The sequence below is a fragment of the Castellaniella sp. genome (genome assembly GCF_036379515.1).
Lineage (GTDB): Bacteria > Pseudomonadota > Gammaproteobacteria > Burkholderiales > Burkholderiaceae_B > Castellaniella.
Window position 1 is genome coordinate 26,026 of sequence record NZ_DASVGN010000029.1, and the last position, 17,279, is coordinate 43,304.

General features: G+C 60.1%; 19 protein-coding genes and 1 riboswitch. Of the genes, 7 read left to right on the top strand and 12 right to left on the bottom strand.

Features of this window, described 5'->3' with window-relative positions; genetic code table 11:
* Positions 1-4 precede the first annotated feature (4 nt).
* Positions 5-97, top strand: a riboswitch (TPP riboswitch).
* Positions 87-764 carry a TorF family putative porin gene (locus tag VF285_RS09850; protein ID WP_346952448.1) on the top strand — a complete coding sequence of 226 codons (678 nt, stop codon included), beginning with the start codon at positions 87-89 and terminating at the stop codon, positions 762-764. It overlaps the preceding riboswitch by 11 nt.
* A gap of 2 nt (positions 765-766) precedes the next feature.
* On the opposite strand, the gene VF285_RS09855 is transcribed toward VF285_RS09850, so the two are convergent.
* On the bottom strand, positions 767-1,570 hold the full coding sequence (locus VF285_RS09855; protein ID WP_346952449.1) for a MipA/OmpV family protein: 804 nt from the start codon (positions 1,568-1,570) through the stop codon (positions 767-769).
* A gap of 152 nt (positions 1,571-1,722) precedes the next feature.
* Between VF285_RS09855 and VF285_RS09860 the strand changes: the two genes are divergently transcribed.
* Together VF285_RS09860 and yfcF are read left to right on the top strand one after the other, a co-directional pair.
* Positions 1,723-3,150 (top strand): MFS transporter, encoded by a 1,428-nt coding sequence (locus tag VF285_RS09860; protein WP_346952450.1) that lies wholly within the window; start codon positions 1,723-1,725, stop codon positions 3,148-3,150.
* 93 nt (positions 3,151-3,243) lie between these two features.
* The gene (yfcF, locus tag VF285_RS09865) at positions 3,244-3,882 is read left to right on the top strand and encodes a glutathione transferase (RefSeq protein ID WP_346952451.1); all 639 of its coding nucleotides are present in this window, start codon (positions 3,244-3,246) and stop codon (positions 3,880-3,882) included.
* A 12-nt stretch (positions 3,883-3,894) separates the two neighbouring features.
* Here the strand turns inward: yfcF and VF285_RS09870 are convergent, their stop codons facing one another.
* The 6 genes from VF285_RS09870 to VF285_RS09895 form a co-directional block, all read right to left on the bottom strand.
* On the bottom strand, positions 3,895-4,215 hold the full coding sequence (locus VF285_RS09870; protein WP_346952452.1) for a branched-chain amino acid transporter permease: 321 nt from the start codon (positions 4,213-4,215) through the stop codon (positions 3,895-3,897).
* Positions 4,208-4,903: an AzlC family ABC transporter permease gene (locus tag VF285_RS09875; protein WP_346952453.1), complete on the bottom strand. Its 696-nt coding sequence runs from the start codon at positions 4,901-4,903 to the stop codon at positions 4,208-4,210. The genes VF285_RS09870 and VF285_RS09875 overlap by 8 nt, the downstream gene beginning before the upstream one ends.
* The gene (locus tag VF285_RS09880; RefSeq protein WP_346952454.1) at positions 4,900-5,685 is read right to left on the bottom strand and encodes a uracil-DNA glycosylase; all 786 of its coding nucleotides are present in this window, start codon (positions 5,683-5,685) and stop codon (positions 4,900-4,902) included. Before VF285_RS09880 ends, VF285_RS09875 begins: the two co-directional genes overlap by 4 nt.
* Positions 5,686-5,767: 82 nt before the next feature.
* Entirely contained in the window at positions 5,768-6,520 is a 753-nt protein-coding gene (locus VF285_RS09885) for an amino acid ABC transporter ATP-binding protein (protein WP_346952455.1), read from the bottom strand.
* Complete coding sequence (locus VF285_RS09890) at positions 6,517-7,197, bottom strand: amino acid ABC transporter permease (RefSeq protein WP_346952456.1); 681 nt, start codon at positions 7,195-7,197, stop codon at positions 6,517-6,519. The genes VF285_RS09885 and VF285_RS09890 overlap by 4 nt, the downstream gene beginning before the upstream one ends.
* Positions 7,198-7,231: 34 nt before the next feature.
* On the bottom strand, positions 7,232-8,035 hold the full coding sequence (locus VF285_RS09895; protein ID WP_346952457.1) for an amino acid ABC transporter substrate-binding protein: 804 nt from the start codon (positions 8,033-8,035) through the stop codon (positions 7,232-7,234).
* Between the two features lie 371 nt (positions 8,036-8,406).
* Here VF285_RS09895 and VF285_RS09900 point away from each other — a divergent pair, with 371 nt between their 5' ends.
* The 3 genes from VF285_RS09900 to VF285_RS09910 all read left to right on the top strand — a co-directional run bounded on the left by VF285_RS09900 (position 8,407) and on the right by VF285_RS09910 (position 11,427).
* Positions 8,407-9,873 carry an NCS1 family nucleobase:cation symporter-1 gene (locus VF285_RS09900; RefSeq protein ID WP_346952458.1) on the top strand — a complete coding sequence of 489 codons (1,467 nt, stop codon included), beginning with the start codon at positions 8,407-8,409 and terminating at the stop codon, positions 9,871-9,873.
* Positions 9,874-9,894: 21 nt separating this feature from the next.
* Positions 9,895-10,569: a GntR family transcriptional regulator gene (locus tag VF285_RS09905; protein ID WP_346952459.1), complete on the top strand. Its 675-nt coding sequence runs from the start codon at positions 9,895-9,897 to the stop codon at positions 10,567-10,569.
* Positions 10,570-10,716: 147 nt separating this feature from the next.
* Complete coding sequence (locus VF285_RS09910; RefSeq protein WP_346952460.1) at positions 10,717-11,427, top strand: RNA polymerase sigma factor; 711 nt, start codon at positions 10,717-10,719, stop codon at positions 11,425-11,427.
* An 85-nt stretch (positions 11,428-11,512) separates the two neighbouring features.
* On the opposite strand, the gene VF285_RS09915 is transcribed toward VF285_RS09910, so the two are convergent.
* From VF285_RS09915 to ovoA, 3 genes are all read right to left on the bottom strand, one after another.
* Positions 11,513-11,920, bottom strand: coding sequence for a DUF2231 domain-containing protein (locus VF285_RS09915; RefSeq protein WP_346952461.1), 408 nt, complete (start codon positions 11,918-11,920; stop codon positions 11,513-11,515).
* 4 nt (positions 11,921-11,924) lie between these two features.
* Positions 11,925-12,263, bottom strand: coding sequence for a hypothetical protein (locus VF285_RS09920; protein ID WP_346952462.1), 339 nt, complete (start codon positions 12,261-12,263; stop codon positions 11,925-11,927).
* A gap of 169 nt (positions 12,264-12,432) precedes the next feature.
* On the bottom strand, positions 12,433-14,586 hold the full coding sequence (ovoA, locus tag VF285_RS09925) for a 5-histidylcysteine sulfoxide synthase (protein WP_346952463.1): 2,154 nt from the start codon (positions 14,584-14,586) through the stop codon (positions 12,433-12,435).
* Positions 14,587-14,790: 204 nt separating this feature from the next.
* Here ovoA and serA point away from each other — a divergent pair, with 204 nt between their 5' ends.
* Positions 14,791-15,990, top strand: a complete 1,200-nt coding sequence (gene serA / locus VF285_RS09930; protein WP_346952464.1) for a phosphoglycerate dehydrogenase — start codon at positions 14,791-14,793, stop codon at positions 15,988-15,990.
* Positions 15,991-16,094: 104 nt separating this feature from the next.
* Here serA and VF285_RS09935 read toward each other — a convergent pair whose 3' ends face one another.
* Entirely contained in the window at positions 16,095-16,673 is a 579-nt protein-coding gene (locus VF285_RS09935; protein ID WP_346952465.1) for an FABP family protein, read from the bottom strand.
* 165 nt (positions 16,674-16,838) lie between these two features.
* A complete protein-coding gene (locus VF285_RS09940) occupies positions 16,839-17,279 on the bottom strand; it encodes an Rrf2 family transcriptional regulator (RefSeq protein WP_346952466.1) in 441 nt (146 codons plus the stop codon).

Here is a 17,279-nt window from a genome sequence, read left to right on the forward strand (position 1 = left end):
CCGCAAAGCATGCTAGGGGTGCCGCGCAAGCGGCTGAGACAGTCCCTTGGAACCTGATTGAGACAATCCTCGCGCAGGAAAGCATCGTGAAAAAATCACTCAGCCTCATCGTGCTGGGCGCACTGGTTTTCGGCCAGTCTATTGCCGCCCATGCAGACACCAGCTTCAACATTTCTACCGTTTCGCTCTACAAGAGTCGGGGCGTGGATCAGGACGGCCGCAATCAGGCCGTGCGTCCTGCGCTTCAGGGGGGCGTCGATTACTCGTCGTCCTCCGGCTTTTATCTGGGCAACTGGAATTCCACCGGTCGCTTTGGGCATGCCGACGTCGAGATCGATCTGTACGGCGGCTATCGCCTGCAGCTGAACAAAGATCTCGGGCTGGATCTTGGATATATCGAGTACGTCTATCCCCATGACAACACGTGGACTGACGGCGAGGTCTATGCGGGCCTGAACTACCAGCGGTTCAGCTTCAAGGCGTATCGAGGCGTACGTCCGAACGTCAATGATGGCGACATGTACTATCTGCTAGGGTACACACAGCCGCTGATGGAAGGCCTGGACCTGAAGCTTGGGCTGGGTTATCAGACCTATCAGGTCGAGGCATTCAGCAACAAGATCGACTACAGCGTGGGGCTGGAGTACGCCTTTGCCAAGCATCTGGTGGTGTCTGGTACGGTTGCGGGGGCCAATCATCGAAGCGAAGTCGACGATGGCTCGCGCGATGCGCGCTTTATCCTGGGGATAGGCGCGACTTTCTAGCGTCAGAAGGCGTAGCTGCCCCCGATGGTGGAGCGCATTTGTGTCTTTTGCTCCACCAGGGGACTGTCGGCTGCCTGACCCAGCACGCGGTCGGCGCCGATGGAACCCGTCAGGCTGAATCGATCAGTCACCGCGTATTTGGCAGATACCCCGACCGAGACGTCTTTGATCCCCGACGAAGGGGCATAGGCGCCCAGCCCCGAGCTGGCCCCGGCCTGTGGCGAGATGCCAAAGTAGCTGCTCATGTATTTCTGGTTGCCCCAACTGGTCGAAATGCTGGGGGTCAGCGTCAGTGCCGAGGTCGCAGCGTACGGGTAGGAAACCTTGGCGTTCAGCAGCAGGCCGCGATCCTGGTGTGTCACCGCCTGGGTGGCTGATAGCCGCAGCACGTAGTCCGACAGGTTGGTGGACATGAAGGCATTGGCGCCCAACGCATCCGGTACGCCGCCGATGCCAGGGGGTACGTCGTCCTGATCGTAGCCCCACATGATGCTGGCTCCCACGCCAAACGTGAAACTGGGCGTATTGATGAGCTTCAGGCCCAAGCCGTTGTCTGTACTGTTGTAGAAGCCTTCGCCCGTCTGGGCAAAGAACGGCCCGGATTCTGCATTGATGATCGGAAAGGGCTTGGCTCTATAATCGCGTGCCCCTTCGTAATTGGGCTGGACAGCCATCCCGACCCCGAGGGCGACGGTGTTGTCCGCCTGGGCCGTTTGGGCAAACAGTGCCGCCAAGGTCAGCAAAACACAACCGAATCCCGACTGTGCAGATATTACGGATGGGTGAAGGCGTGGGCGGCAGTTCATGAAAACGGCTCCAGTAGCTGCAAATGGTAGCAATGTGAGCGAATCCTAGTGCAGCGGTTCGGGAGCGTCAAGCAGGTCGCGCCTCGGAGGCCAGGATTGCTGGCTGACCTGTGCCGCCTGTGGCCGATTCGAAACGCGTAACATACCGATCTATGAGTAGCAGCCCCTCTGATATCCGCTCTGCGGACGCTTCTTCCAGGCCGGTAAAGGCCGAACCGCCTGTGCGGCGTGTGCTGGTGTTTTGCATCATCGCGCTGGCCCTCATGATGATGGCTATCGACGGCACGATCGTAGCCACCGTATTGCACACCTTGCAGCGCGGCCTGGACACGACCATCAACTGGGCGGGCTGGACCATCACGGCCTATTCTTTCGGCTTCGTCGTCATGCTTCCGATCAGTGGCAAGCTGGCCGAACGCTATGGTCGTCGCAAGGTTTTCATAGGTTCGGTCTGTGCCTTCACGATCACCTCGCTGCTCTGTGGTCTCGCCGACAACATCTTTGTGCTGATTGCCTTGAGGGCATTGCAGGCGGCGGGAGGCGCGGGTTTCACGCCCTCGGCCACGGGAATCATCGTGGACCACTTTGGGGATGCCCGCGACCGTGCGGTGAGCCTTTTTGGCAGCATTTTCCCGATCGGGGCCATGATAGGACCGATCTTCGGTGGACTGTTCGTCACGTACTGGTCCTGGCGCTGGGCGTTTTACGTCAATGTTCCTATCGGCATTGTCGTAGTGCTTCTGGCACTCAAGCACATGCCCCATGACAAACCGCGTGCGAAAAAAGCTCGTTCGCACCCGGACATTCCTGGCGTAGTGCTGATGGGGGTGGGCATTCTGGTCGGGATGCTGTCGGTCAGCGTGCTTGGCGAGCAAGGGCTGCCGGCAGGCTTGCCGGCGTTTGCGGGCCTCTTTGTCATGGCGGCGGTGTTGGCGTGGGCGTTCTTTCGACACATTGGCCGTGCCTCCAACCCGTTCATTGCACCGCGCCTGATTAACGGGCCCGGGTTCGGGGTCGTGAACCTGGTGAACTCCATTTTTGGCGGGCTTTCTCAAGGAGCCATCGTGCTGGTACCGCTCTACGCCGCCAACCGCTATGGGATCGACGCCCTGGGGGCTGGGACCTTGCTGATTGCGCAAGGGGCGGCGGCCGTGGTGTTTTCGGTGGCGTCGGCGCTGGCGCTGCGCCGAACCGGCCATCGCCTGCCGCTGCGGGTCGGCAGTGCCGTGATCGTGTTGGGGCTGGTTCTCATCGCCATCAAGCCGCCCTTTGGGATCGCGCCGTATCTCTGGCTCGTCGTTGCGACATTTTTAGTCGGGGCAGGAGGAGGGACCATCAATCCACCCAGCCGCAATGCGGGCCTGCAATTGGCGCCTGAAAACTCTTCTACACTGGCGGCGCTGCGCACCTTGTCCTTGCAGATCGGGTCGATCAGCGCGGTGTCCATCGTGACGGCCGCACTCGCAGGGTCCGGCAATCCAGGCCTGTTGCAGGCCTGGACCTACGCGGTGGGTGCCGCCATTCTGGTGCTGGCGATGCCGCTGATTTCGCGGGTGCCGGAACACCACGGAGCGTGGTGACCTACCTGTGTCGTTGCGTGTGACGCATTGCCAGCCTTATGCGCAGCTGCAGTACGCTATGGGTTTTCTGCGTCCCTCACAAAAGGTCCTTCCATGACAGCTCAACTGGTTTTGTACACAGATGCCAACTTCTTCAGCCCCTACGCCATGGCGGCATATGTAGCGCTGGCTGAGAAAGACCTGGCTTTCAAGGTTTCTCCGGTCGACCTCGCCAAGGGCGAGCAGCACCGTCCGGAGTATCGGGCGCTGTCAGCCACGGGCAAGGTGCCTCTGCTGGTACAAGGGGATTTTCGCCTGGCGGAGTCATCGGCCATCACCGAATACGTAAGCGAGGCGTTTCCGGGCCGGTCGCTATACCCTGCGGATATGCGCGAGCGTGCCCAGGCCCGGCAGATTCAGGCCTGGGTGCGCACCGACCTTGGAGTCGTGCGCCAGGAGCGATCGTCAGAGAACATGTTTCGCAAGCCGGCCAAGCCCCTGCCTGCCTTGAGTGATGCCGCACAACAGGCGGCCAACAAACTCATTGCGTTCTCCGAGCAGGCGCTGCCTCATGGCAAGAATCAATTGTTCTCCAGCTGGAGCATTGCCGATTTTGAATTGGCCTTCATGCTGAACCGGCTGGTGTCCGTGAGCGATCCGGTCCCCGCACGCCTGGTCGAATACGTTCACAGCCAGTGGAACCGAGCGTCGGTCCAGCGCTGGGTGGCGCTGCAGTCCTCGCGGGCCCAGTGAAAGCCGCTCGGATCAAAGATTCCTGAGCGCTACGTAAAGCGCCGTTCCCGCCACGATGCTCAACAGCGTCTGGCGGCTGCGCCATTGCATCATCACGACGAGCAGGACGGCCAGCGCTTCCTGCCAGGGCAGCCCGGTGTGGCTTTGGGCCTGCCCAGAGGCGGTGTCCACGAGCAGCAGCACCATGATCGACAGCGGAAGACTGTCGCCCAGCTTCTGCACGAAGGCATGGCGGCGCAGCCAGTGGCCCGCCATGAACGGCAGGGCCCGCAGCAGTACGGTGACAGCCGCCATGAGCACGATGACGATGAGTACGTAGCGGGCATCAGCCATGAGTCGTCCGAGTGGATGGGGCCGGGCGCAGCAACGTGGCAATCAGGCTCAGTGCAATCGCGATGGCAAGTGCCTGGGATGGGTACACGGTTTGCGCAATGGCGTACGCTGCGACTGCAATCCAGATAGGGATCGCGTCGCGGCGCGCCCGCCATTGCTCGACGGCCAGCACGGCAAACAGCGCTGCCAGCACGAAGTCCAGTCCGGTGATTCCAAGTTGTGCCTGCGAGCCCAGCATCACGCCCAATGCGGTGCCCAGGACCCACCAGGTCTGATTCAGGCCGCAGACCAGTGCCATGCGGTGCGGTCGCTCGGCCGCGGGCAGTGCCGTCAGCACGGAGTAACTTTCGTCCGTGAGCGCAAAGATGCTGTAGAACCGTTGCCAGCCCGAGGCGGGCATGCTGGTCAGCAGCGACAGGCCGTAGAACACGTGGCGCAGGTTGATGACCAGGGTGGCCAGCACGATACCGCTGACCGGCACACTCGCCGCAAGCATGGGAATCATCATGAATTGCGCGGCCCCGGCATAGACCAGCAGACTGGCAGCGAGCGCCAGCCAGCTGGTGCCACCCGCCTGTACAAACAGGAATCCAAAGACGGCTCCCAACGGGATGTACCCCATGGCCACTGGGGCGGTCAGGCTGGGGATCGACAGCGTGGTGCGGCGCTGTGGTTGTGTCGGGTTCATCCGCCGTATCCCGGTGCCGCAGTGGGGGTATGCGAGAGCATCCAGTCGATGCCGGCTTCACCGTGCGCCTGCAGCCAGTCGTTGGCCGCACGAAAGTGTCCACAGCCGATGAAGGGGCGAGGTGGGCGCAGTGCTGAAAGCGGCGAGGGGTGGTTGGCGATGAAGACCTGGATGGGACCGGCAGGTGGTTGTAATTCCAGCAGGCCTTGCCGAGCCTGGGCGTGACTGCCCCAAAGCAACAGGACCTTGGGGCGGGGTTCGCGCAGAACCCGCATGATGAGCGCGTCGGTGATGTGTTCCCAGCCTTTTTTCGAGTGTGAGGCAGGCTGATGCGCTTCAACCGTGAGCGCTGTATTCAGAAGCAGAACGCCTTGGCGTGCCCAGCGCACCAGGCTGTTGCGTGGTGCTTGCGCTGGAGTGCCGTATTCCAGTGCAAGTTCTTTGAACATATTGCGCAGGCTGGGCGGAGTGGGGCAAAAGTCGGGAACCGAAAATGCCAGCCCCTGCGCCTGATTGGGGCCGTGATAGGGGTCCTGTCCCACGACGATCACTTGCACGTCCTGCGGAGGAATTTCGATCAGCGCACGAAAGGGACGCAGCGGGAAGATCGTCACTCCCGCTGTGGTTCGTTTCGTCAGCAGGGAGTCCAGTGTGCCCAGAACCCCTTGCAGATGGGGTGCCTGCAGGGCTTCTTTCCAGGGGGCGGGGAGTGAGTCCACCTGGGCCAGCAAAGATCCCTGAAAGGCGTTATGGACGGGAGTGTCGTTGAAGTGTTCAGACATGATGCGCAAGCATAAACCAGTTTGGACGGACGCTCGGGTTCCGCCGTTGCGCGCTTGAGGAGAGGCTCGGCTTGGAGCAGGTTCAGGTGGCTGTGCCGGTCAGGGTCGCGACGAACCGGCGTGTCCGGGCATCGTGGGGCGCGTTGAACAGAGTCTGCGACGAGCCGGTTTCAACCACCGCGCCATCGAGCAGGAACACGGTCTGGCGTGCCACCTGGGCGGCCAGCCTCAAGTCATGTGTGGCCATGAGCATGGTCATGCCTTCAGAGGCCAATGCCCGGAGTACGGCCACGACTTCTGCGGCCAGTCCCGGGTCCAGAGCCGAAGTGGGTTCGTCACACAACAGGACGGCGGGTTCGGGGGCCAGGGCGCGCGCAATGGCCACCCGTTGTTGTTGTCCACCCGACAGACTGGCGGGCCAGGCGTCGATTTTTTCTTTGAGGCCGACCTTGTCCAGCAATTCGCACGCGCGAGCATGTGCCCGGGCCTTGTCCCAGTGCTTGACAGTGACCAGGCCTTCCATGACGTTTTGAACTGCGGACTGGTGGGGGAAGAGCTGAAAGTTCTGGAACACCATGCCCGTTTGCTGACGGATACGCTGCACGGCGGCGCGCTCCGGGTGACGACCCGGTACGAATGTCAGGGTTTCGGAGCCTAGTGTCAGGGTGCCCGAGTCCGGTGTTTCCAGCAGATTCACGCACCGCAACAAGGTGCTTTTGCCGCTGCCCGAAGGCCCGATCAGCGCCGTGACCTGGCCTTCGGGGATGTCCACGCTCACGGATCGGAGCACCTCGTGGTCACCGAAGCGCTTGCGGATTTCCTGCAACTGGATCATCGCTGCCCCTCGGTGAAGACTGCGTGCTGGCTGAAGTAGCGTTCGAGCCTGGCTTGGGCCGAAGTAAGGAACGAGCACAACACAAGGTAGATCAGGGCTGCTTCGAGGTACAGCGTGAGGGGTTCATAGGTCACTGACGCAATGCGCTGCGCAGCCTGGAAGATTTCGGGAACCGTGATGACGGCTGCCAGGGATGTGTCTTTCACCAGCGCGATGAATGAGTTCGCCAGGGGCGGGACGGCCACACGGGCTGCCTGAGGCAGAATGGTGCGTCGCAGCGCCTGCGCTCGGGTCATGCTGAGCGAGTAGGCGGCATCCCACTGGCCTTTGGGGATGGACTCGATGGCGCCCCGGATGACTTCTGCGTTGTAGGCGCCCACGTTCAGCGAAAAGCCGATGAGTGCGGCTGTCATGGGGTCCAGCACGATGCCGACGCTGGGCAGGCCATAGAAGATCACGAAGAGCTGGACCAGCAGAGGGGTGCCGCGCACCAGCCAGATATAGAAGCGGACCAGCTCGACCAGCGGGCGAGGCCCGAAAAGGCGCCCGACCGCGGCCAGGAAGGCCAGTACCAGCCCGATTGCAAAGGACAGGATTGCGAGGGGAATGGTGAACTTGATCCCTCCGACCAGAAGCGGCCAGAGGGATTCCATCATCAGATGCAGCCAATCGGGCACGAGCACTCGCCTGTAGGTTTTGAAGCCCTACAGATTAGTGGATCTTGGACGAAAGGTCTTCACCAAAGTAGTGGTCAGAGATTTTTTTGTAGGTGCCGTCAGCAATGATGGCGGTGATGGCCTTGTCGATGGCTGCTTTTAGCGCAGGTTGATCTTTGCGCATCAGAACGCCCGAACTGCTGAATGCCCCACTGGCGTCGTGGGCCACGACTTTGACCTTGGCCTTGGGCTGATGCTTCTTGAAGTCCAGATAGGACAAGTAGTCGTTGACGGTGGCATCCACACGGCCAGAAGTCAGCAGTGCGATGGCGTCGTTGAAGCCCTGGACGGCGACGACATGCGCCCCGTGCTGCGCTGCGAGCTGGCCGAAGTTGCTGCTGATCGTATTGGCCGACGTTTTGCCTTTCAGATCGTCGAATGAATGGATCGTGGTGTTGTCGTCACGCACGATCAGGACCGCTTCCGATGAGATATAGGGCCTGGAGAAGTCGTACTTGGCCTCGCGCTCTGGAGTGATGCCGACTTGGTTGATCACCACGTCGTAGCGGCCGACGTTCAACCCTGCAATCAGCCCATCCCACTTGCCTTCCACAAACTGTGCTTTCACCCCCAGCTGCTTGGCGATGGCACGGCCAATGTCCACGTCAAATCCGACCAGCTTGTTGTCGGAAGTTTCGTGGTAGGAAAAGGGGGCATAGGTGCCTTCGGTGCCGATGCGGATGGTGCCTGCCTTCTGGATTGCGGCCAGATCATTGGTCGCAGCGGTGGCAGGCAGTACGGGAGCAAGAGACAGAATCGGCAGGAGTCCTGCCAGGACGAGGGCGTGCAGTTTCTTCATGGGAACAGGCCTTTTGGTTAGCGCACCTGGTTATATGGTCCGGATGCTTTATAGGCTCTGATTCTAATGAACCCTTGCTGTGGCGACAAAGCTTTTTCGATTCTTTGCTTATCGCCAAGTGTTATGGCAACGGCAAGAAGCTCAGGAAGCAGGACTCACATGGGTTTCTGCGCGCTTGGCTTTGCTCGTGCCAGCCATGCTTTTCACCCCCTACACTCAGGGAAATTCCCTAATTTTCGGAGAGTTATCTAGATTTATGATAAGTCACATGTTTAGTGACATGTTTCATTAAATGTCAGTTGCGGTGGTGGCCTTCCGGTAGCGTAGAACGGCCATCTGCGCATTCTTCAGCCATTCTCTGGAAGGCCAGCATGGAAAACGCAACACGTGGCTTGTACAACGACGACCTGGCGCCAGCAGTCGTACGCCGGTGGGGGGTCTTCAGCATCTTCAACGTCTGGACATCAGACGTGCACAGCCTTTGGGGGTACTACCTGGCTGCCAGCCTGTTTTTGCTGTGCGGCAGCTTCGTCAACTTCATCCTGGCGATTGGCATCAGCTCCCTGGTGATCTTCGCCATCATGAATCTGGTGGGGTTCGCAGGTGTGAAGACCGGAGTGCCATACCCCGTGCTGGCCCGAGCGTCGTTCGGGGTCTGGGGAGCCAATTTGCCCGCCTTGGTACGTGCTGTGGTAGCGTGTTTCTGGTATGGCGCCCAAACGGCGGCTGCTTCGTGGGCCATCGTGGCCCTGCTCACTCGATACCCCTCCATCGCAGCGTTTCACCAGAATTCGCACTTTCTTGGGCATCCCACGCTGGATGCCATCTGCTTTGTAGTGGTGTGGGCATTACAGCTGCTGATCATCCAGAACGGGATGGAAACCGTGCGCAAGTTCCAGGATTGGGCTGGACCTGCCGTGTGGGTTGCCATGCTGGTATTGGCGGTAGGCCTGACGATCAAGGCGGGCGGGCTTTCGCTGGGCCACAGCATTCCCCACGACCTCCTGCTGAAAGAGACACACGATGCCGGGGTTCCGGGCGAGCCCGGGTCTCTGTCCGCGCTGTTTGCCGTGGGGGCTACCTGGATCACCTATTTTGCAGCGCTCTATCTCAATTTTTGCGATTTCGCACGCTACGCTCCCAATAAGGCCGTTGTGCGCAAAGGCAACTTGTGGGGCCTGCCCGTCAATCTCATCCTGTTTTCGCTGGTCGCCGGGGTCACGACGATCGCGGCCTATCAAGTCTATGGCGAAGTGCTGCTTCATCCTGAGCAGATTTCCGCCAAGTTCGACAACTGGTTCCTGGCATTGCTGGCTGCGCTGACCTTTGCCGTAGCTACGCTGGGCATCAACGTGGTGGCCAATTTCGTCTCACCTGCGTTCGATATATCCAATGCGTTTCCCCACAAGATCAGCTTCAAGGGTGGCGGCTACATCACAGCCGTCATTGCGCTGTGCCTGTATCCGTTTTCTCCTTGGGATGGCAATGCCGCCGTCTTCGTGGGCGCGATCGGGGCCGTCATGGGGCCGCTGCTGGGCATCATTCTGGTGGATTACTACCTGATCGCAAAAGGCCAAGTCGACGTCGCCGACCTGTATCGGGAATCGGGTATCTATCAATACCACCGGGGTTGGAACATGTCAGCCCTGATTGCCACCATCATTGGCGCCTTGTTTTCCAGCATCCTGCCGCACATGACGAACTGGCTGCCCGAATGGTGGGGCATCTATGGCTGGTTCTTCGGCGTATTCATCGGCAGTGCGGTGTATCTTGTTCTGTGCCGCCTGCCGGCCATGAAGCATCCGTATGTGAAGCTTGCCAGGGTGCAGGGCCTGTAAAACCACTGAGTATTTCAAGAGATGGCTGCTGCAAAGTCTCGGACCCATGATTTATTGCTGGCTGATCAGGCATTCCTTGCTTTCAGGGAGCTGTTGTTCACGGGCGACGTGCGCGCGGGCCAGCTGGTGTCGGTATCCGAGCTCGTCGAGCGCTCGGGCCTGCCGCTGGCCCCTGTGCGCGAAGCTGTGAAGCACGCCGAATCCGTCGGGTTGGTGAAAATTCTTCCCAAGCGCGGTGTTCTGGTGATAGAGCCCACGCCTGAGACGATCCAGTCCTGCTTCTACTTGCGCTGCATGCTGGATCAGGAGGGTGCCCGCGTGCTGGCTGCACGAGTGCGTGAGACTGATCTGGACGCTCTTCGCGAAGAGCATGCGGCCGTGCGCAGGCAGGCATTGGAAGGCATTACTCCTGAATTGCAGCGCTGGGCCATGGCTGTGGATTGGAAAATGCATCTGACGTTGGCCGGCGCACTGGGAAACCCGCTGGCTGCTCGAGTCTATGCGAGCAATCACGACCGTATCACCGTGCTGCAGCTCTCGCGGCGCTTTCTGCCGGAACGTATCGTGCCGGCGATGGACGAGCACCTGCACATCATCGAGGCCATCGAGTCGGGTCAGGAAGGCGTCGCCATGCAGGCCGTGCGCGCCCACTTTGGCGGCACCATGCGCTGGTGGGGTGTCGATCTGTCTGCCTAGTATCCAGGTCGGAGAACCCTGCCCGTGGTTCAGCCATCGGCAGGGTATTGAGACAGGGTATTGATAAAATAAGGCCCGATACCAATACCCAGTACAAGGGGCCAATCGATCCACAGGCCTCTTTCGAGTGGTTCAAGGAGAAGAGGCATGGTCGAGGCAGCGAATGGAGTGGTCGCTTCCGACGATATATCGTTGTTTCAGGAGGCGATCGCTGGTGACATCAATGCCTTTGACCAGATCATGCGTCGCTACAATCAAAGAATGTACCGCGCGGCACGCGGGATCTTGCACGATGAAATGGAAGCCGAGGATGCCGTCCAGGAGGCCTGGTGGAAGGCGTACAACCATCTGGGGGACTTTCGGTCCGAGGCGCTGCCTTCTACCTGGCTCACGCGTATTGCGGTCAATGAAGCCTTGATGCGGTTGCGCCGAAACAAAACTCGTGAAGCCGTCATCCAATTGATCGATCCCGACTTTCAGGTACCAGAATCCATGTCAGCCAGCGATACTTCCAGCATCCTGCCGCCGCCCGAGCAGCCTGATCAGCTGACGTGGCGCGCCGAGCTGCGGGCCTTGGTTGAAGAGCAGATTGATGCGCTGCCTGACTTGTACCGTGAGGTCTTCCTGTTGCGGGGCGTCGAAGGGATGTCTTCTCCCGAGGTGGCCGTTGCGCTCGACATGCCTGAAGCCACGGTGCGAGTGCGCTACATGCGGGCCCGTCGCCTCTTGCAAAGCGGTCTGCGCGGACCACTCGATGAATGTGTGCGTGATGCCTTTTCTTTTGCCGGGGACCGCTGTGATCGCATCATTGCGGGTGTGCATGCGCGGATGCAGGCAGCACGGGCTCGCGAGGCATGATGCCTTTTCGCCATTGAGCAAACGCCCCGTCATATTGGCGGGGCGTTTTTTCGCGAACTGCTGAAGGCAGCTTATACGGCGTGTTTCAACGGCCGATGCCGTGACCGTAAACGAGCCGCCCGCCAAGCCAGCCGCCCGTGGCAAGTGTGATGAACCCAAGCGCGTCAAGCACGAACGACAGCACACTGGGTGCAAGAGGCTGCAAATGGTTCAAGCCCAACATGAGGCGCGCCGTGAAGAACGTGAACGCCGCCAGCATGAGCCCCATGTGCAGATAGGTATCTCGCAAGGCGGGGCCGTCCGGCACCCGTGCGAGTTCCACAAGCCCCGCGGTCATGGCTGCCAATGCCACGATGCATCCGATGGCGAGCAGCCCGGCCGACCATTGCCAGCTGGCCTCGCCCAGCCAGAGGCTTGCGAAATCAGTCCCTGTGGCAAGCGTCCAGCATGCGATGGGAAAATGCACGAGGGCCGGGTGCAGAGGGTGGCGCATGGCGTTAGAGCGCGGCACTCAGAAGCGTCAGAAAGCCAATCACGGCAATCCCCGCGTGGATGACCACGATGGCCTTGGGCGGCAGTTGCTTGCGCATGTGGAACGAAGCCAGAAAGAATCCGCCCAGTGCTGCAATGAGCAGAAGGATGAAGGCAACGAGGATCTGCTGTGTGGTGCTGCCCTGCACGAGCAGGACGATAAGCAGGATCAGGCCAATGGCACCCAGCAGGGCATGTAGCGCCGAGAGAGCCCATGGTGCAAATTTTGCACGCAGGACGTGGGCGGCAAGAATGAGGCCGCCGACGGCAGCGATGGCGAAAATCAGAAGTGCAGCGTAAAGCATTGAAAGCTCTCCTCAGGGTTGTGGTCAGCGTCATCTGGTGCGCTGCCTTTGCCGCTTAGATGCGGCCGGTGAGGAAAGCGTTTCAAGTTTCAATTATGCGGGCGGGGTGTCGTCGTACCCGGGTGATGAGCCTCAGCTTTTTGTGTCGATGGCTTCAACCAGCTGCACTTTATTTCAGCCTTTCCCAGATCGTCAGCTCCGACAAGGTATGTTGAAACTTCCGCTTCGTTTCGCGGATCACGAACGGAACGTCCGTGGGGCCTGATAGCAGGCGGAAGTGAGCCGACAGATGAGCCTTGAGGCCATCCAGAGTGGTGTAGTTTTCGGCGTCTTTTTTGAAACCACCCACCCAGGCGTCGTGGGGGGTATGTTCTTCCAGCCAGGTGTACGGAGAAGCGATCATGAGCAGGCCGCCCACCACGATGCGTTCGTGGATGTGGTCCAGGAACCGCGCCGGGTCATACAGGCGGTCGATCAGGTTTGCGGCAAGGACCAGATCGTAATCGGTGTATTGAGGTTTCAGGTTGCACGCATCGCCCTGAAAGAAGTCGACTTTCTTGGCGGCGGCGCGCAGGTCCAGGTCGGCCAGGCTGCGAGCCTTGTAGGACACCAGGTCGCCTTCATCGGTCAGCGTGTAGCGAAGCTGCCCGGTCTGAACCAGGTGGACGCCCTGGTTGATGAAACGTGCGGAAAAATCCACGCCGGTGACGTGCTCGAAACTGCGCGCCAGCTCGAAGGTGGCACGGCCTGAGGCACAACCCAGGTCCAGTGCGCGCCGACGAGGGCGGTTGCCGATGGCCGCAATCCCCGCTTGCGCGAGGGCTTGCGGAAAATTCTGGACCCCGAAGTACGTGTCACCGTAGTGGAACTCGGCGTACTCGGACATGAGCTTGTCGGTTTCGTAATAAGCGGCGGGCGCTTCGGCGGGCGCGTGCGAGATCACGTACCGGAAGCCGGAGTGCTGGAAAAAGTGGCGCCGGAATGCGTAGCGTGAGGCGCGCACCGCCTCGTTGCCGCAGGCAATCCAGGAGCCGCCCTTCATGAGGTTGTGGCGGCCGTCGAAGGTAGGAGTCGTGAAGTCGTCGTAGATGGGGTGAACGTCAAAACCGTCGAACGGGTAGGTAGGCGTTTCCGTCCATTGCCAGACGTTGCCCACCACGTCGAACCAGTCGCCGTGGGCATAGGCATCGACTGGGCACGACGAGGCACCGTGATCCAGATGCAGGTTGGCGGCGCATGGCCGATCGTCGGGGTCTTTCAGGCCGGCCGCGTCGTAGAGCCGGTACCATTCGTCTTCAGTCGGCAGTCGCACGGGCTCGCCCGTTTCGGATGCTTTCCAGTTGCAGAAAGCCTTGGCTTCAAGATAGTTGACTTCCACCGGCCAGGCCCAAGGCATGGGGATCTCTTGCGTCATGAGACGCAAGAACCAGCCTTGAGTCTTCTTGACCCAGAAGGTCGGGTGCGTGGCGTGGCTGAATTCCAGCCACTGGCGACCTTCTTCGGTCCAGTTGTGGTGGTTTCGGTAGCCGCCGGCTTCGACGAAGGAGAGGAATTCCTGGTTGCTGACCAGATATTTGCTGGCGAGGAAGGATTCGACCTTGCCTGTGTGACGTCCGTATTCGTTGTCCCACCCATATTGGGGATCGTCGAAGGCCTTGCCGACGGTGACTGTCCCCGCCGCGACGCGCACAGGGACGTTTTCGGGCGCAGCCGTCTGTGTATCGGTACGAGGGGCCCAACCTTCTGCCTGTCGCACGTATTTCAGGGCGTGCTGGCGGATCAGCACCGAAGAGGTTTCAAGGTGGATGCGTTCGTGTTCGACGCCCATGATGATGGCCCACCACGGGTTTTGCCAGTCGATCGGGGACTGGAGCGGGGCGTGATCGATCAGGTCGCAGACAAGCGCCCGCACGCGCTTGCGGTAGGCGCGGACTTCGTCCACGCTGGGCCATTCGTAGTGGGTGTCGTCCAGGTCGTCCCAGCTCATTTCGTCGACGCCTACGGCAAAGACTGATTCCAGCTTGTGGTCCAGGCGCTCGGTAATCAAGCGGGTGAGCAGCAGCTTGTTGACGAAGAAGGTGGCGGTGTGGCCGAAGTAGAAGATGAGCGGATGCCGCAGTGCAATGGACTTGACGGTGTAGGCTTCGTCGTTGGCCAGGCATTGAAACAACGACTCGTAGCGATCGAAGGTCGATACAAAGTACTGGCGCAGCGTGGCGCGCAAGTGGCCAATGTCAGGGTCCGCCAGATTAGGGGTACGGGGGAAGCAATTTTCGGCGGCTGCGCAGAGCGCGGCAGATGCCGGCGTGGCGGAAGATGGCATGGTGTAATTCGATGAGCTTTCGATAACCCGTCAAGCCTACCACGATGACGCCGCAGTTGCGTACGGGTCCCGTTCAGCCAGTAGGGGCAGGACGAGGATCGGCACAAGTGCGACAATGCCCATCTTCTTAGTGTGGTTAATATGAGTGTGGTCTTTGCTGTACCGCACAATGAATCTTTTTTTCTACAGCTGGAAAGGGTTGAGATGACACGCATCGTTTTGTTCGAGAACATCCACGCCAGTGCCAAGGAAGTCTTCGTGGCGGCTGGGTTCGACGAGATCGTGACGTATCCGGGCGCGTTGACGGGCGACGCGCTGCACGAAGCCATGCAAGGTGCGCAGGTCGTGGGTATTCGTTCCCGTACCCACCTTGATCAAAATGTGCTCTCCGACTTGCCCGATCTGCGCGCAGTGGGTTGCTTCTGCATTGGCACCAATCAGGTGGACCTTGAAACCGCTGCCTTGCGAGGCATTCCGGTGTTCAACGCGCCGTTTTCGAACACGCGCTCGGTGGCCGAATTGGTGCTGGGTGAAACCATTCTGTTGTTGCGCCGCATTCCCGAGAAGAACGCGCGGGTGCACGAAGGCTTTTGGGACAAGACTGCCGAGGGCGCCTACGAGGCGCGTGGCAAGACGCTGGGCATCATTGGCTACGGCAATATCGGCTCACAAGTGGGCATCCTGGCAGAATCCGCCGGCATGCGGGTGCTTTACCACGACATCGAGGCCAAGCTGCCGATTGGCAATGCGCATGCCACCAGCTCGCTGAAGAAGTTCCTGGGCCAGGTCGATGTCGTCACGCTGCACGTGCCGGGTGGCAAAGAGACGGCCAACCTCATGGATGCGGACGCCATTGCCGCCATGAAACCGGGCAGCATCCTCATCAATGCCTCGCGCGGCACCGTAGTCGACATTCCTGCCTTGCACCGGGCGCTCAAGTCGGGTCATCTGTCGGGTGCGGCCATCGACGTGTTCCCGACCGAACCCAAGAGCCGCGAAGAAGGCCTCGATAGCCCGCTGCGTGGCTTGCAAAATGTGATCCTCACTCCGCACATCGGTGGCAGCACGCAAGAGTCGCAAGAGAACATCGGCCGTGAAGTGGCCGAGAAGCTCAAGCGCTTTGTGGGCAGTGGAACCACCAAGGGTGCGGTGAATTTCCCCGAGATTCCCTACCACGAACTGGCTGGTACGGCGCGCATCATCCATATTCACCAGAACGTGCCAGGCGCCATGGGTGCACTGAGCAATCTGATGGGCGAATACGGCTTGAACATCGTGAGCCAGCAGCTGCAGACGCGTGGCAAGATCGGTTATGCCGTGACGGACGTCGATGGCGACGTCACGGATCAGGTCATCGAAGGGTTGCGCAACCACCCGATCACGATCCGCTGCGATCGCGTGTAAGCACTGACATGGCCCGCTCTCGGGCGGGGCCATGCAAAACAGCGCCTGAGCCGCTTGTACGAGGGCTCAGGCGCTGTTTTTGGTACGGGCCCGGAGGGCGTGCTTTATTTGGCGACGCGGTGCAACGTGTTGGTGTCCGTGTGGACCATTTCTTTACCGGTTGCTGCGAGCTTCAGCGTGAGCGCGGACGTGTAGGTGAACGTGCCGTCGGCGTTGAAGGTAAAAACGCTTTTGAACGCAGTGGCTTGCGCGCGCTCAAGCAGATATTTGTTCTGCGAGAGCCCGTACGAGGGCGACCCTGGTTCGGCGACGAATGTGAGCGTCTTGTCGCGTGCACCCGCACTGCCGCCTGCAAGGATGGCCAAGCCGCGTGGTACGGCAAAACAGCGCATGATCTGGCCATGGGCTTTGTCCCAGAGCAGGTAGCCCACTTCGTCGTGAAAAGGGTCCATGGCTTCTTCACCATGGCGCCATGCCGTCATTTCGTAGTTCAGGCCTTCCATGGTCTGTTGGCCGTTCTCGACGATGGGAATCGGGTGGAACCACGCTTTTTCAAAGTACCCGGTCTTGGCGGTTTCGTCGTCTTTGTTGTGATACGACAGGTCAACCCCCACATTGCCTTCCCACTCTCCGACCAACGGGGTGAGTGGTCCTAGTTTTTGTGGGCCCAGTATTTCAGCCATAGTTGCCTCCATGAGCAGGGTGAATGAATGTTCACCGTACTCCTTGCCATCGTGAATAGCCAATTGATTATTTGCATTCACGCGATTGATTGCGTAAATCAGTAGTGGGCCGCTCTATCTCGCTGAACGGGCCTTGTGCCCGGTCGATCTGGGGGTTCGGGCGATTCAGGCGGTTCGCCGAACATGCGGCGTGATGCGAGCAGGCTGCGAGGGCGGCAGGACGTCGGCGAGCGTGTGCGCGTTCAGATGGTCCATGAAGGCTTGTAGCGCACCCGTCACGATGGTGGTGAGTCCACAGCGTCCGCTGAGCAGACAATGGTTGTCCGTGCCCAGACATTCGACCAGGGCGAGATCGTTTTCCATGTCCCGGATAAGATCGCCCAGGTGGATGTCCTCGGGTTCATGGGCGAGCGCCATCCCGCCGTTCTTGCCGCGCACGGTTCGAATCCAGCCATGTTGCGCCAGGCGGTGCGTGATCTTCATGAGATGCGGTTCCGACAGCTTGTACGCCTGTGCGATCTCGGCGATGGTGCACAGGCGGTCGCGGTGCCCACACAGGTAGATCAGCAGCCGCACGGCGTAGTCGCTCATGTTGGTGAGGCGCAT